We start from the raw sequence: 13,473 nt of genomic DNA, 5'->3' as shown, positions 1-13,473 counted from the left end.
ATACTCAATTTGCAGTACGCCGAATTCCGCACGCCCCATCCGGCATCGCTGGCCATCGTTCGTATACCTCGAATGACCGGACAGTGCAGAGGCTCCGGTCACGCTGAACCAGTCGCGCGAAAAGTCCTTGGGCGTCGGAAATTTCCATTGACATGATCAAAGCGACGATGAACAGTACTACCGATCGAGTCCTCGGGCGCCACGTCTGCACGGGCTTGAGTTTCCCCCCCCCAGTGCGTAGGCCAATGTGAACCGCGCGGTATGCAGATTCGTGCGGTTGATTTAACTCTCACACAGCGGAGTTGAAGATGGCGACTAAGCGAACTCTCACATGCGGCGCCGCGGTTCTTTTCCTGGCTGGCGCGGCAATCTGCGCACCGGCTGCCGCGCAGGACCCGCGCAAACCCAACATCATCCTGCTCGTGTCCGACGACACCGGCCTGGGCGATCTCGGCCCCTATGGCGGAGGCACCGGGCGCGGCATGCCCACGCCCAACATCGACCGGCTGTCGAGCGAAGGCATGACCTTCTTCTCGTTTTACGCGCAACCGAGCTGCACGCCCGGCCGCGCCGCAATGCAGACCGGGCGCATTCCCAACCGCAGCGGCATGACGACCGTGGCTTTCCAAGGCCAGGGCGGCGGCTTGCCCGCTGCGGAATGGACGCTCGGCTCGGTGCTGAAGACGGCTGGCTACAAGACGTTCTTCACCGGCAAATGGCACCTGGGTGAAGCGGACTACGCCCTGCCCAATGCCCAGGGCTACGACGAAATGAAGTACGCGGGCCTGTATCACCTGAATGCCTACACCTACGCGGATCCGACGTGGTTCCCGGACATGCCTGCCGACGTCCGCGAAATGTTCCAGCGGGTCACAAAGGGGGCGTTGTCCGGCAACGCGGGTGAAAAGCCGCGCGAGGAGTTCAAGATCAACGGCCAGTACGTCGATACGCCGGTGGTGAACGGCCGCGAAGGCGTCGTCGGCATTCCGTTCTTCGACCGTTACGTCGAAAAGGCGTCGCTCGACTACCTGGAGCGCAACGCGAAGTCGGAGCAGCCGTTCTTCATGAGCATCAACTTCATGAAGGTGCACCAGCCCAACATGCCGGATCCGGACTACATCCACAAGTCCCTGTCCAAGAGCAAATACGCGGATTCGGTCGTGGAGCTGGACGCACGCATCGGGCGCATCATGGACAAGATTCGTGAGTTGGGCCTGGATAAGAACACGCTGGTGTTTTACACGACGGACAACGGCGCCTGGCAGGACGTCTACCCCGACGCGGGCTACACGCCGCTGCGCGGCACCAAGGGCACCGTGCGCGAAGGCGGCAACAGGGTGCCGGCCATCGCGTGGATGCCGGGCAAGATCGCGGCCGGCGCCAAGGATCACAGCCTGGTTGGCGGCCTGGACCTGATGGCGACATTCGCGGCCTTGGCTGGGGTGAAGCTGCCCGTGAACGATCGCGAGAACAAGCCCATCATCTTTGACAGCTACGACATGTCGCCTGTTCTGTTCGGTACCGGGAAGTGCGATCGCAAGTCCTGGTTCTATTTCACCGAGAACGAGTTGTCACCCGGAGCGGTGCGCGTCGCGAATTACAAGGCCGTGTTCAATCTGCGCGGTGACGATGGCGCGGTGACAGGCGGACTGGCGGTGGACACGAACCTGGGCTGGAAGGGACCGGAGTCCTATGTCGCGACCGTGCCGCAGGTATTCGACCTGTGGGCCGATCCGCAGGAGCGCTATGACATCTTCATGAGCAACGTCACCGAGCGGACCTGGACGATGGTCATGGTCAACGATGCCGTCGCTCCGCTGATGAAGACCTACATCGACTACCCGCCCCGCAAGATGCAGAGCGAAGGCTATGACGGGCCGCTGACGTTGTCCGCATATGAGCGGTTCCAGTACATCCGGGAAAGCCTGGCCAAGGACGGCTTCAAGCTTTCATTGCCGACCGGCAACTGATGTCCGCATTCCTGGGCATTGCACCGGCAGAGGGGGCTGGCCCTTCTGCCGGATTTCAACCTGACGGAGAATCGACATGAAGCTACCCCATTTGGCTTTGATGCTGTGCGCGATGCTGGTGGTCTCGGGATGCGTAACAAAACACACCTACGACAAAGAAGCGCAACTTGCGGCGGAGTACGAGGCCCTGAACCAGAAGCTCTCGACGGAGTTGAGTGCCGATCAGGTGCAGATTTCGCGAATGCAGAATGAGCTGAAAGTCACGATGGTGAACGAGATCCTGTTCCCAGAAGGCGGGTGGCGACTCAGTGCAAAGGGCGAACAGACGCTCACCAAGATTGCGCCCACGCTGTCCAACCTGCCAGGTCAACAGGTGGTCGTCCAAGGGTTCACCGACAACGAACCCATCGGTCCGGAACTGCGGTCGCGGTTCCCCTCCAACCTGGAGCTGTCCTCGGCGCGCGCCGACGAAGTGACTCGCTATTTGATTTCCAAGGGAGTTCCGTCCAACTCGATCTCGGCACAGGGTTTTGGCGAAGCGCGGCCCGTGGCCAGCAATGCGACACCCGAAGGACGAGCCAAGAATCGCCGCGTGGAAATCGTCATTGCCGCGGCTGGCCGGCCATGATGCGGGGAGAAGCTACTTTGGAGTAGCCGGATCCCAACGACGTTTCGGGGGGCATTGTGGCGGCCGATACTGAGCAACGTAAAATGTCATGCTTTCAGCCACCACATGCTTTCCTTATGAACCTTGACCGACTGCGTCGCGAATTTCCCGACTACGACGTTACAACCCTGCCTACCCTTCCCGAAGGGTACTTCGACTCGTCGAGTTACATCGATGCAGCGCCTTCGTTCGAGAACAAGGAACGCGGTTTGAAGGTGTTTATCGACTACGCCAACTATGCCGACCGCGAATCCGGCAGAAGCCAGCGCTTCTGTGTTTCCCGTTATGACGAGGAAGAGGGCGACTATGAGGACGTCGCCCTGTCGACGAACGATTGGGCTGAAGTCACGCGCTTCCTGACCGCTTGAAATCCCTCGCGGGGAAAATACCGCCTCACAGCGGCGTCATCAGCGGCTCGCCCGCATACAGGCGTCGCGCATTTTCCAGGAACTTATCCACCATCAGTTGCATGGCTTCGGGCGACCAGCCGGCAACGTGGGGCGTTAGCACCAGGTTGGTCAAGTCGGCCAGCGCTGCTGGCAGCACGGGTTCGCCTTCATAAACGTCCAGCGCCGCGCCGGCGATGGTCCGCTGTCGCAGGGCGAGCTCCAAGGCAACCGTGTCCACGACACTGCCGCGCGCGATGTTGATCAGGTAGCCGTTGGCGCCAAGTTGGTCCAGGACGGCCCCATCGATCAGATGGTGGGTTGAATCCCCGCCGGGGATGGCGACGAGCAGCACGTCGGACCACCCGGCCAGTTCGCTCACGGACGGAAAGTAGCGGTGCGGCGATCCCGGCCGCGGACGGCGGTTGTGGTAGCCGATCTGCATCTCGAACGCCTGCGCGCGCAGCGCCACTTTTTCGCCGATGCCGCCCAGGCCGATGATGCCCAGCTTCTTTCCGGACACGTTGGGCGGCAGGGGCAGCTGGGTCCGCCAGACGCCTTGCCGCGTAAGCTGGTCCAGGCGGGGAATGCCGCGGATGACGGCGATCATCAGGCCCATGGCGTGGTCGGCGACACAGCTGTCGTTGGTGCCCGCGCCGTTGGCGACCTTGACGCCGCGGCGCCTGGCGTGGTCCAGGTCGATCTTTTCGTAGCCGGCACCCATCGAGTAAATCAGCTTCAGGTTGGGCAGCGCGTCGATCTGGCCTGCAGTCAGGCCGATGGCGCCGATGGTCATGACCACGTCGACGCGTGGTGCGTGCTCGGCGACGGCTTGCGCATACTGTTCCGGCGTCGGGGCGAAGATGACTTCGAAGTGTCTGGCGATCTGGTCCCGGTCGGCCTGCGTGACCGGGTTCATGATGATGAGCAGAGGCTTGGGGGTGGGGAATGACATGCGGATAAAGGAAGCGGTTAAATCTGGGTGTGCCGGGCGACCAGGCCAACGCGCACGTTGCTCAGGTGCGCCTGCATCGCCGCGCGCGCGGCCTCGGGGTTGCGGTCCAGGATCGCCTGCAGGACGGCCATGTGCTCGTCGCAGCCGGGAATCAGCCGTTCGGGCGCGCCGTTCTGGTCGAAGCAGCGGGCCTTGATGCGCAGGTCGTGGATGGTCTGCGCCATCAGCCGGTTGCCGCTGGCCTGGGCGATGCTGTCGTGCAGCAGGTTGTCGACCCGATGGTTCTCTTCATGGGTGGCCTCATTGCGGCGCCGGATCTCGCTGACCTGCTCCAGGAGGGCCGCGGCCTGCTCCGGCGCCATGCGGGTGGCGGCGGCCGCGGCGGCGTCGCCTTCCAGCAGCACGCGCATCTGGAAGATCTCCAGGTACTGGCGCAGCGAGGGTTCAGGAACGATGAGCTGCCCGCGCGCGGTGCGCACGGCGAAGCCGGCGCCGATCAGCCGGCTCATCGCCTCGCGCAGCGGGGTGCGCGACACGCCCAGCGCGCTGGCCAGGTTGCGTTCCTGCAGCGGCTGGTTGATGGGCAATTGGCCCAGCTGGATCATGTCCAGCATGGTCGAGTAGGCCTCGTCGACCAGGTCGCGCGAGTCGTCGGCGGCGGGGGCGGCGGCCGTGGCGTTGAGCAGGGGGCTTTCCATGGCATGAATGATAGACATAGGAATCATGGAAACAATAGGGGGAAGATGGGAAAGTTCGGGTCGGCGCGCAGTTCGTCTTCGCGGGCGTGGACCCATTCCGTGTAGTCGCGCCAGCGCTGCACGGCCTGGGCCGGGTCCAGGGCTTCGAACCGCAGCGGCTGGCCCGGGCGCATCTGGGCAAGACGAGGCAGGTCGGCCGAGATGACGGTGGCAATCTTGGGGTAGCCGCCGGTGGTCTGGCGGTCGTTCATGGCAATGAGGGGCTGTCCCGCGCCCGGGATCTGGATGCTGCCCGCGGCGATGGGGTCGGTGATGATGTCGGCGCCCCGGGCGTGCGCGATGGCCGGCCCGTCCAGGCGCAGGCCCATGCGGTCCGACTGCGGCGCCAGGCGATAGGTGGCGCCGAGAAATCGGCCGATCTCGGCGGGCGCGAAGTGATCCTGCTGCGGACCGAGGATGACGCCGATGGGCGCGTCCCGATAGAACCAGCCGATGTCGCGGCTAGCCAGCCAGCGACGCGGCGAACGGCGCCGGCCGTCGCCGGTGGCAAGCACGTCGCCGCGCGCCAGCGCACGGCCCTCCAGGCCGCCGAGCCGGGCACGCGTCAGGGTGGACGCGCTGCCCAGCACGGGCGCGACGGCGATGCCGCCGCTGACGGCCAGATACCCGCGTACGCCGCGTTGCAGCGGTCCGATCGTCAAGGTGGCGCCCGCCGGTACGCAATGGGATTGCCACGGACTCAGTGCCCGCGCGGGCGAGGCGGCCGTGGCGCTGGCGTGCAGCAAGGCGCTGCCGGCGAAGGCGATGGTGCAGTCCGCCTCCAGCACCTGCAATGCGCCGCCCAGCAGGGTGAATTCCAGCGCGGCCAGGCCGGGCGCATTGCCGACGAGTCCATTGGCCATGCGCAGCGCGCCGGGGTCCATGGCGCCCGACGGCGGCACGCCCATGTGTTCATAGCCCGGGCGGCCCAGGTCCTGCACCGTGGTCAGCATGCCGGCCTTCTCGACGCGCAGGCGCGCGCTCATGGGCCGACTCCCGGCAGCGGTTGCGGTCGACGGGCGGGGTCGTCCTGCAAGGCGGCAAGGCGTTCGAACTCGTCTTCATCGATGGGGGTGAACACGATCTCGTCGCCGGCCTCGAACAGGAAGGGATCCGCGTGGCGCAGATCGAAGCTGCGCCAGGGCGTGCGGCCGATCAGGTGCCAGCCGCTGGGTCCCGGCACCGAGGCGATGGCCGTCTGCTGGCCGCCGATGTTGATGCTGCCGGCGGGCGTGTGCGCGCGCGGCATGGCGCGGCGGGGCGTGTGCAGTGCAGGATCCAGGCCGCCCAGATACGCGAAGCCCGGCAGGAATCCCACCATGTAGACCCGGTAGACCGGCGCGGTGTGCCGGGCGATGACCCGCGCGGGATCAAGCCCATGCTGATCCGCCAGCGCCTGCAGGTCCATGCCGTGGGCGCCGCCGTAGCAGACCGGGACTTCCCAGCGGCGCGGCGCGGGCGCAGGCGCGAAGGCGCTGGCTTGCAGGCTGCGGCCGATCAGCTCGCAAACGGCGTCGTGCCCGATCAGCAATGGATCGAAGCCCACCGCGAGCGAGCGGTACGCCGGCACCACGCTCTGGAGTCCGCGGACCTTGCGCAGGCTGCCTCGCAACGCTTGCGACAGCGCGAGCACGCGCGCGTTGGTCTCGGCGTCGATGCGGTCGGGAAATTCCACCAGCAGCGTGCGATCGCCCGCCGCCACGATGCGCGGCGCGGCATCGCCGCAAGAAATTGGCGCGTCGGTTGTCATGCTGCGTTGGCGAATTCCATGGCGTCGGCCGGATGAAAGCCCCATGTGACCGTCTGTCCGGGCGTGCGCTGGGCCGAGTCCACATCCAGCGGCGCGTAGGCCAGGATCACCTTGTCGAAGGCTTCGATGAAGACTTTCCAGTGCACGCCGCAGAACGTCGACGCGACGACCTTGCCCGCGTGGCGCAGATCGGCGCCGGCCAGGCGGCTGCCCAGGCGCAGGTGTTCGGGGCGCACGCCCAGCACGCCGTCGTTGGCGGGCAGGAAATTGCATTCGCCCAGGAAGCCGGCGACGAAGGCGCTGGCGGGCTTGCGGTACAGGCTTTCCGGCGAGCCGGCCTCGACGATGCGGCCCTGTTCCAGGATGACGATGCGGTCCGACAGGTTCATGGCTTCTTCCTGGTCATGCGTGACGAAGACCACGGTCAGCCCCAGTTCCTGGTGCAGCCGGCGCAGCTGCAGCTGAATGGACTGCCGCAGGTTCTTGTCCAGCGCGCCCAGCGGCTCGTCCATCAGCAGGATGTCGGGCGTGAACACCAGGGCGCGCGCCAGCGCGACACGCTGCTGCTGCCCGCCGGACAGCGCGCCGGGCTTGCGGTCCTGCAGCGGCGCCAGGCTCACCAGGTCCAGCGCATCCATTACGCGGCGGCGGATGTCCTCTTCGTTCTGGCGCCGCATGCGCAGCGCGAACGCGACGTTCTCGAACACGCTCATGTGCGGGAACAGGGCGTAGTTCTGGAACACCATGCCGATGTTGCGGTCCGCGATCGGGGTATGCGTGACGTCGCGCCCGCCGATCTTCACCATGCCGGCGTCCGGCGATTCGAAGCCGGCGATGATCTTGAGCAGCGTGGTCTTGCCGGAGCCGGACGCGCCCAGCAGCGTGCAGAACTCGCCGCGCGCCACGGTCAGGTCGACGTCGGGCAGCGCAATCGAATCGCCGTATCGCTTGTGGATGCCGGCAAGCGTCAGTTCCTTGCCCTGGCGTTCCGGCGGGCGTTGCGGGAGGATGTCGTTGGCGATATGCATGTCAGTGTTCCTTCTTCCTGCTGATCAGCAGGTTTGCAAGCAGGATCAGCGCCGTCGCCCCGACCAGCAGGCAGGAGGCGGAGATCACGGTGGGATCGAAGTCGTTGGCCAGGCCCTCGAACATCAGCTTGGGCAGGGTGCGGTTGCGGATGGTGGTCAGGAACAGCGCCATGACCACGTCGTCGAACGAACTGACGAAGGCAAAGACGGCGCCGCCGATCAGGCTGGGGATCAGGGCCGGCAGCATGACCAGCCTGAACATCGTCGGCCAGGAAGCGCCCATGCTCAGCGCGGCCAGCTCCAGGCTGGGGTCCAGGCTGCGCAGCGCCGCCCGCATGGTGATGTAGACGTAAGGTGCGGCCAGCACCGTGTGGCCCAGGATGACCGCCATGGAATTGGCGACCCAGCCGATGGGCGCGAACAGGTAGTACAGCGCGACCGCCGTGACGATGGCCGGCACCGACATCGGGACGATGAAGAAGGCGTCCAGCCAGCCTTGGTGGCGCTTTGCCAGCCGGCTGACGCCCAGCGCGGCGGCGGTGCCCAGGACCGTGGCCAGCAGCGTCACCACGATGGCAATCCGCGTACTGGAGGCCAGCGCGGCCAGCCATTTGCCGTCGGTGAAGAAGTTCTCGTACCAGCGCAGCCCGTAGCTGGGCGGCGGGAAGATGGGAAACTCCGTGGTGCCGAAGCTCATCGGAATGACCACGACGATGGGCAGCAGCAGGAACAGCGCGCACGCCACGCCCAGCATGACCGACACCCGGCCGCCCGGCGTGCGGCGATACCCGCTGGTGTTGCTGCCTTTGCCCGAACTGGCGCTGATCAGGCTGTTCAGGCCGAACAGCCGGTTGAACAGCCACAGCGACAGCAGCACGGTGGCCAGCAGCACCCCGGCCAGCGCCGAGGCCAAGCCCCAGTTCAGTTCTTCGGTGATGTTGTGCGAAATGAGTTCGGCGGCCATGCGCTGGGCGGGACCTCCCATCAGCGACGGGGTGATGTAGTAGCCCACCGCGTTCATGAAGACAATGATGCCGCCGGCGACCGCGCCGGGACTGGTGAGCGGCAGGATGACCCTGCTGAAAATGCCCGCGGACCCCGCGCCCAGGCCTTGCGCGGCCTGCACCAGGCTGCCGTCCAGGGACCGGAACGACGCATACAGCGGCAGCACGACAAAGGGCATCAGCACGTGCGTCATGCCCACCATCACGCCGGTGAAGTTGTAGAGGAACGCCATGGGCTGGTCGAGGATGCCCACGGTCGTCAGCAGGGTGTTCAACGGTCCGTTCTTGCCCAGCAGCGCGATCCAGGCCGACGTGCGCACCAGCGCGCTGGACCAGAAGGGCAGCAGCACCGCGAAGAACACCACGCGCGCCACGGTCGGCGATACGGTCGCCATCAGGTAGGCGAGCGGATAGCTCAACACCACGCAGGCCACCGTGACGGCGGCGGCAATGGTGAAGGTGTTGACCAGCACGATGCGGTAGATCGGCGTGTCCAGCAGGTGGCGGTAATGGGCCAGCGTCAGGCCGCCGTCCTCGCCCTTGAAGCCGTTGCCCAGCAAACCCGCGATCGGGCCGGCGAAAAACAGCAGCAGAAACAGCAGCAGCGGCAATGCGGCAAGGGCCGCGACGCGGCCGCGCCGGGAAGCGGCGGCCGGGCGCACGCTGGCGACGGGCAGGGTAAGGGCGTCGGTGCTCGTGGTCATGGCATTGGGGCGCCGGCGCGCGCGCCGGCGTCTGAGTAAGGAAGCAGGAGGATCAGCGGGCGCGGACCTGGTTGTAGCGCTCGGTGATGGCGGGGCCGTGGGTGTCCCAGAACTCCGAGTTCAGGAAGATGCTGTTCTTCAGGCGCTCGGTGGTCGAAGGCAGGCGCTCCAGCCGCTTGGCGTCGATCAGGGGCAGGGCCTGCTCGGTGGTCGGGCCGTAGGCGATGTATTTGCTGAATTCGGCCTGATGCTTGGGCTGGATCATGTAGTTCAGCAGCTTGATGGCCGCGTCGCGGTTGGGCGAGCCCTTCACGATGGCGAAGTACCCGACCTGGGCGATGCTGTCGCCCCAGCCCATGGCGATGGGCAGGCCCGAGTCGATGCCGGCCTGAAAGCGGCCGTTCCAGCCCAGCGCCATCACGACTTCGCCGCTTCCCAGCGCGTTGACGGGTTCGGCGCCGCTCTTCCACCAGCGGGCGACGTGGGGCTTGATCTCTTCGATCTTCTTGAAGGCGCGGTCAAGGCCTTCGGGCGTGGCCAGCACCTTGTACACATCGGCGGGCGCGACGCCGTCGGCGATGAGCGCCGCTTCGATCACCGTGGCGGGATCGTCCTGGAGGGTCCGCTTGCCGGGGAATTTCTTCACGTCCCAGAAGTCGGCGAAGGTGCTGGGCTGCGGCTTGCCGGCGGGGAAGGCCTGGGTCGAGAAGCCGATGTTGGTCGAGAAGATCTCCGACGGCACGCCATAGTCATTGCGGGCATTGGGGATCACGTGGTCCTGGTTGACCATGTCCGGCGTGATCTTCTCGAAGACGCCCAGCTTGATGCCACGCGTCAGGCGGGCGCTATTCTCGGTCACCACATCCCACGTGACCGACTTCGTGTCGATCATGGCGCGGATCTTGGCGACCTGCGGATCGGTGTCTTCGTGGACGGTGATGCCGGCCTCCTTGGAAAAGGGCTTGAGCCAGGCGTCGCGGATCGCGCCCTGGTAGTTGCCGCCCCAGCTGGCGAAATTGAGTTCTGCCGCTTGCGCCACGCCAGTCGCCATCGCCAATGCTGCGGCCACGGCGCATGTGGCGTTCTTCCATTTGAAATTCATTGCTTGGACTCCGTTCAATAAAAAACGCGGTGGGCAGACCTGCCCCGATCCTGGGCATATCGCCTCAGCAAGTCCTTGGCATGCAAATTGCATGCCAACGGTATGCCAAACATTGAAATTCGTTTTTTTCGGAGTCCTTCAGATGCGCGACGTAGACCTCAATTCCGACCTGGGAGAGAGCTTCGGCCACTACAAGATCGGTGCGGACGAGGCCATGCTGGACCTCATCACGTCGGCCAACGTGGCTTGCGGTTTTCACGGTGGCGATGCATCGGTCATGCACCAGACTGCGGCATCCGCCCTAAAACGGGGCATCGATGTGGGCGCGCATCCGGGGTTCAACGACCTGTGGGGATTCGGGCGGCGCAAGATCATCGGCGACAGCCCTCAGGCCATCGGCGACATGCTTGCGTACCAGATCGCCGCGATGCAGGGCATGGCCCGCGCCGCGGGCCATCGCGTGACGCACGTGAAGGTGCACGGCGCGCTGGCCACGCTGGCCTTCGAAGACCGGGCGCTGTCAGAGGCGCTGACCTGGGCCATGCGCGCGCTCGACCCGGACCTGGTGCTGGTCTGCACCCCGCATAACGAGACCGAGCGCGCCGCGCGCCGGGCCGGCATCCGCGTGGCCTGCGAGGTGTTTGCCGACAGGCTCTATGGCGACAACGGCCTGACGCTGGCGCGCAGCGAGCCTGGCGCGGTGATCCACGATCCGGCCGCGGCCGCCGCGCAGGCGTTGCGCATGGTGCGCGAACAGGCGATCCGCACGGTGGGCGGCAAGGTGGTCGCCATGCCGGTGCACACGATCTGCGTGCATGGGGACAATCCGCAGGGCGTCGACATCGCACGGGCCGTGCGCCAGGCGTTGCTGGAAGAGGGCGTGCGCCTGCGGCCGATCTCGCAGATGGACTTTCAGTAGGGCGCGTCTTTTTGCGCCTGCCGGATCAGCGTCTTCAGCACGGTCGCAAAGCGCTTGGCGGTGCTGGACAGCGGGCTGCTGGCCGAATGCAGCAGATGGATGGCGTGGCTCATGGCGGGTTCGGTGGGCAGCAGCACGAAGTCCTTGCCGAAGCTGGGGTGATAGCCGAACGATTCGACCAGCGCCACGCCGACGCCTTGGCGCACGAGCGCCAGCGCCTCGGGCGTGGAGCGGATTTCGATCTGCGGCTGCACCGGCACGGGGCCGGCGTGCAGGAAGCGGCTGGCAAGGCGCCCGAAGGGGGTGTCGGCGCCATAGCCGATCAGCAGATGGCCTTGCAGGTCTTCGACGCGAATGCGCCTGCGCACCGCCAGCGGATGGCCGCGTGGCACCGCGCAGCCCAGCCAGCCCTGGCCGATCTCTTCGCTGACGATATTGGCGTTGACCGGCGGCGGCATCGACGCGATGCCGAAATCGGCCTGTCCCAGCAGCAGATGCGGCAGCAGCGCGTCAAAGGCCAGCGGCCGGTAGCGGATTGGCGTGTCGGGATGCCGCTCGCGGAACTTCTGGATGGCGTGCGGAATGAGCCATTCGCTGAAGCTGGGGCTGGACACCAGGCTGACCGTCCCCGCCGAGCCCGCGCCCAGCGCGCCCGCCAGGGCATTGAACCGATTGACGCGGCCGAAGATCTCTTCGGCCTCGACAAACAGGCGCCGGGCCTCCGGCGTGGGATGCAGCCGCCCCTTGACACGTTCGAACAGCCGATAGCGCAGCCGGTTCTCGGCCGAGGCCAACACGCGGCTCACGGCGGGCTGCGTCACGGACAGCATGCGGCCCGCTTCGCTGAGCGAGCCGGTCAGCATCACGGCGTGGAAGACCTCGATCTGGCGAAGCGTCAGCGCTCCGGGCGCCGAGGGAAGGGGGCCGGCCATAGGGAAGGGGGCGTAAGTGGAAGGGAAGTCAGCGCCCGCCATTTTATGGCCTGGACGCCGGCGCGGCGCGCGCGCCACGCGGCTGCCATGACGTTTTGCGCGCAGCCCATTACTAAATGCACAGTCCCGTGGCTGGCGGGAGCATCTTCCGGTGGCGACAAAAGCCTTTGTTTTCAAGGGCTTTTGGCACGCTTTCCCGCGCGCCGGGATCCGCTTCCCGCCTGGCGGACGGTCTTCACGCCGCCCGGAGCGCGCGTCATGCTGACAGCGGATATCGCTCACACAACCAGGATTGCCACATGTCCCGCATCGTCACCGTCGCTGCCGCCCAATTGGGTCCGATTCAACGTTCCGAAGGGCGCGACGTGGCGATCGGCCGCATGGTCCGGCTGATGGAGCGCGCGCATCAGCGCGGCGCCCAGGTCGTGGTGTTTCCGGAACTGGCGCTGACGACCTTCTTCCCGCGCTGGTACTGCGAGGATCTGGACGAGGCGGATGCCTGGTTTGAGCCCAGCCTGCCGTCGCCCGCCACGCAGCCGCTGTTCGACGCCATCAAGCGTTACGGCCTGATGGTGTACCTGGGATACGCGGAACTGGCCTGGGAACCGGACGAACAGGGCATCGTGCGCAAGCGCCGGTTCAACACGTCCGTCGTCATCGCGCCCAACGGCGAGATCGTGCTGAAGTACCGCAAGGTCCATCTGCCCGGGCATGCCGAGTTCGCCGAGCATCGCCAGGTCCAGCATCTGGAGAAGCGCTACTTCGAAGTGGGCAACCTGGGATTCCCGGTAGTGCGCGCGCCGGTTGCGCCCGGCGTGGACGCCAACCTGGGCATGCTCATCTGCAACGACCGGCGCTGGCCCGAAGCCTGGCGCGTGCTGGGCCTGCAGCAAGTCGAGCTCGTCATGCTGGGCTACAACACGCCCAGCCGCAACCAGGACAACCGCGGCTTCGAGGCGCACCACCTGCGCGTGCTGCATTCGCACCTGTCCATCCAGGCGGGCTGCTACCAGAACGCCACCTTTGCCGCGGCCGTCGCCAAGGCCGGCACTGAAGACGGCCATGAACTGCTGGGCCACTCCATCATCGTCAACCCCCAGGGCGAAATCATCGCCATGGCCGCAACCTGGGACGATGAACTGATCGTCGCCGATTGCGACCTGGACCTGTGCGAACTGGGCCGCAGCACTGTCTTCAATTTCGCCAAGCATCGCCGTCCCGAAGCCTACGGTCGCCTGGTCGAGCAGACCGGCAGCGTCGCGCCCGCCGTCTGGACGCCGTCGGCCTGACCCGCCCGAATTTCCCTACCTTGCTGGATA

13 protein-coding genes are annotated in these 13,473 nt (G+C 66.0%); 5 read left to right on the top strand and 8 right to left on the bottom strand.

Going from position 1 to position 13,473, the window contains the following annotated elements; genetic code table 11:
- Positions 1-308: 308 nt before the first annotated feature.
- The 3 genes from BMW75_RS27480 (at position 309) to BMW75_RS27470 (ending at position 3,005) form a co-directional block, all read left to right on the top strand.
- Entirely contained in the window at positions 309-1,970 is a 1,662-nt protein-coding gene (locus BMW75_RS27480; RefSeq protein ID WP_092582692.1) for an arylsulfatase, read from the top strand.
- Positions 1,971-2,046: 76 nt separating this feature from the next.
- The gene (locus BMW75_RS27475; protein WP_092582691.1) at positions 2,047-2,598 is read left to right on the top strand and encodes an OmpA/MotB family protein; all 552 of its coding nucleotides are present in this window, start codon (positions 2,047-2,049) and stop codon (positions 2,596-2,598) included.
- A gap of 116 nt (positions 2,599-2,714) precedes the next feature.
- Complete coding sequence (locus BMW75_RS27470) at positions 2,715-3,005, top strand: hypothetical protein (RefSeq protein WP_092582690.1); 291 nt, start codon at positions 2,715-2,717, stop codon at positions 3,003-3,005.
- A 25-nt stretch (positions 3,006-3,030) separates the two neighbouring features.
- Here the strand turns inward: BMW75_RS27470 and BMW75_RS27465 are convergent, their stop codons facing one another.
- The 7 genes from BMW75_RS27465 to BMW75_RS27435 are packed head-to-tail and all read right to left on the bottom strand — an operon-like array spanning position 3,031 to position 10,303.
- Positions 3,031-3,978, bottom strand: a complete 948-nt coding sequence (locus tag BMW75_RS27465) for a 2-hydroxyacid dehydrogenase (RefSeq protein ID WP_092582689.1) — start codon at positions 3,976-3,978, stop codon at positions 3,031-3,033.
- Between the two features lie 17 nt (positions 3,979-3,995).
- Complete coding sequence (locus BMW75_RS27460) at positions 3,996-4,694, bottom strand: GntR family transcriptional regulator (protein WP_254792145.1); 699 nt, start codon at positions 4,692-4,694, stop codon at positions 3,996-3,998.
- Positions 4,695-4,699: 5 nt separating this feature from the next.
- Complete coding sequence (locus tag BMW75_RS27455; protein WP_092582687.1) at positions 4,700-5,701, bottom strand: 5-oxoprolinase subunit C family protein; 1,002 nt, start codon at positions 5,699-5,701, stop codon at positions 4,700-4,702.
- A complete protein-coding gene (gene pxpB / locus BMW75_RS27450) occupies positions 5,698-6,465 on the bottom strand; it encodes a 5-oxoprolinase subunit PxpB (RefSeq protein WP_092582686.1) in 768 nt (255 codons plus the stop codon). The genes BMW75_RS27455 and pxpB overlap by 4 nt, the downstream gene beginning before the upstream one ends.
- Entirely contained in the window at positions 6,462-7,493 is a 1,032-nt protein-coding gene (locus BMW75_RS27445; RefSeq protein WP_092582685.1) for an ABC transporter ATP-binding protein, read from the bottom strand. Before BMW75_RS27445 ends, pxpB begins: the two co-directional genes overlap by 4 nt.
- A 1-nt stretch (position 7,494) precedes the next feature.
- The gene (locus tag BMW75_RS27440) at positions 7,495-9,201 is read right to left on the bottom strand and encodes an ABC transporter permease subunit (RefSeq protein ID WP_092582684.1); all 1,707 of its coding nucleotides are present in this window, start codon (positions 9,199-9,201) and stop codon (positions 7,495-7,497) included.
- Positions 9,202-9,253: 52 nt separating this feature from the next.
- Positions 9,254-10,303, bottom strand: a complete 1,050-nt coding sequence (locus BMW75_RS27435; protein ID WP_076515278.1) for an ABC transporter substrate-binding protein — start codon at positions 10,301-10,303, stop codon at positions 9,254-9,256.
- Positions 10,304-10,445: 142 nt separating this feature from the next.
- On the opposite strand from BMW75_RS27435, the gene BMW75_RS27430 reads away from it, so the two are divergent.
- Positions 10,446-11,222, top strand: coding sequence for a LamB/YcsF family protein (locus BMW75_RS27430; protein WP_092582683.1), 777 nt, complete (start codon positions 10,446-10,448; stop codon positions 11,220-11,222).
- Here BMW75_RS27430 and BMW75_RS27425 read toward each other — a convergent pair.
- Positions 11,216-12,154 carry a LysR family transcriptional regulator gene (locus BMW75_RS27425; RefSeq protein ID WP_092582682.1) on the bottom strand — a complete coding sequence of 313 codons (939 nt, stop codon included), beginning with the start codon at positions 12,152-12,154 and terminating at the stop codon, positions 11,216-11,218. The two genes, BMW75_RS27430 and BMW75_RS27425, sit on opposite strands and share 7 nt — an antisense overlap.
- A 299-nt stretch (positions 12,155-12,453) precedes the next feature.
- Here BMW75_RS27425 and BMW75_RS27420 point away from each other — a divergent pair, with 299 nt between their 5' ends.
- Positions 12,454-13,443 (top strand): N-carbamoyl-D-amino-acid hydrolase, encoded by a 990-nt coding sequence (locus BMW75_RS27420; protein ID WP_076515273.1) that lies wholly within the window; start codon positions 12,454-12,456, stop codon positions 13,441-13,443.
- Positions 13,444-13,473 lie beyond the last annotated feature (30 nt).

It is taken from the genome of Achromobacter sp. NFACC18-2, from assembly GCF_900108985.1.
Lineage (GTDB): Bacteria > Pseudomonadota > Gammaproteobacteria > Burkholderiales > Burkholderiaceae_B > Achromobacter.
This window is presented reverse-complemented; position numbering and strand designations above follow the sequence as displayed.

What these genes read in the sequence shown, in the direction of transcription:
- BMW75_RS27480 (WP_092582692.1), top strand. Translation starts at nt 309, where the DNA reads ATGGCGACTAAGCGAACTCTCACATGCGGCGCCGCGGTTCTTTTCCTG.
- BMW75_RS27475 (WP_092582691.1), top strand. Translation starts at nt 2,047, where the DNA reads ATGAAGCTACCCCATTTGGCTTTGATGCTGTGCGCGATGCTGGTGGTC.
- BMW75_RS27470 (WP_092582690.1), top strand. Translation starts at nt 2,715, where the DNA reads ATGAACCTTGACCGACTGCGTCGCGAATTTCCCGACTACGACGTTACA.
- BMW75_RS27465 (WP_092582689.1), bottom strand. Translation starts at nt 3,978, where the DNA reads ATGTCATTCCCCACCCCCAAGCCTCTGCTCATCATCATGAACCCGGTC.
- BMW75_RS27460 (WP_254792145.1), bottom strand. Translation starts at nt 4,694, where the DNA reads ATGTCTATCATTCATGCCATGGAAAGCCCCCTGCTCAACGCCACGGCC.
- BMW75_RS27455 (WP_092582687.1), bottom strand. Translation starts at nt 5,701, where the DNA reads ATGAGCGCGCGCCTGCGCGTCGAGAAGGCCGGCATGCTGACCACGGTG.
- pxpB (WP_092582686.1), bottom strand. Translation starts at nt 6,465, where the DNA reads ATGACAACCGACGCGCCAATTTCTTGCGGCGATGCCGCGCCGCGCATC.
- BMW75_RS27445 (WP_092582685.1), bottom strand. Translation starts at nt 7,493, where the DNA reads ATGCATATCGCCAACGACATCCTCCCGCAACGCCCGCCGGAACGCCAG.
- BMW75_RS27440 (WP_092582684.1), bottom strand. Translation starts at nt 9,201, where the DNA reads ATGACCACGAGCACCGACGCCCTTACCCTGCCCGTCGCCAGCGTGCGC.
- BMW75_RS27435 (WP_076515278.1), bottom strand. Translation starts at nt 10,303, where the DNA reads ATGAATTTCAAATGGAAGAACGCCACATGCGCCGTGGCCGCAGCATTG.
- BMW75_RS27430 (WP_092582683.1), top strand. Translation starts at nt 10,446, where the DNA reads ATGCGCGACGTAGACCTCAATTCCGACCTGGGAGAGAGCTTCGGCCAC.
- BMW75_RS27425 (WP_092582682.1), bottom strand. Translation starts at nt 12,154, where the DNA reads ATGGCCGGCCCCCTTCCCTCGGCGCCCGGAGCGCTGACGCTTCGCCAG.
- BMW75_RS27420 (WP_076515273.1), top strand. Translation starts at nt 12,454, where the DNA reads ATGTCCCGCATCGTCACCGTCGCTGCCGCCCAATTGGGTCCGATTCAA.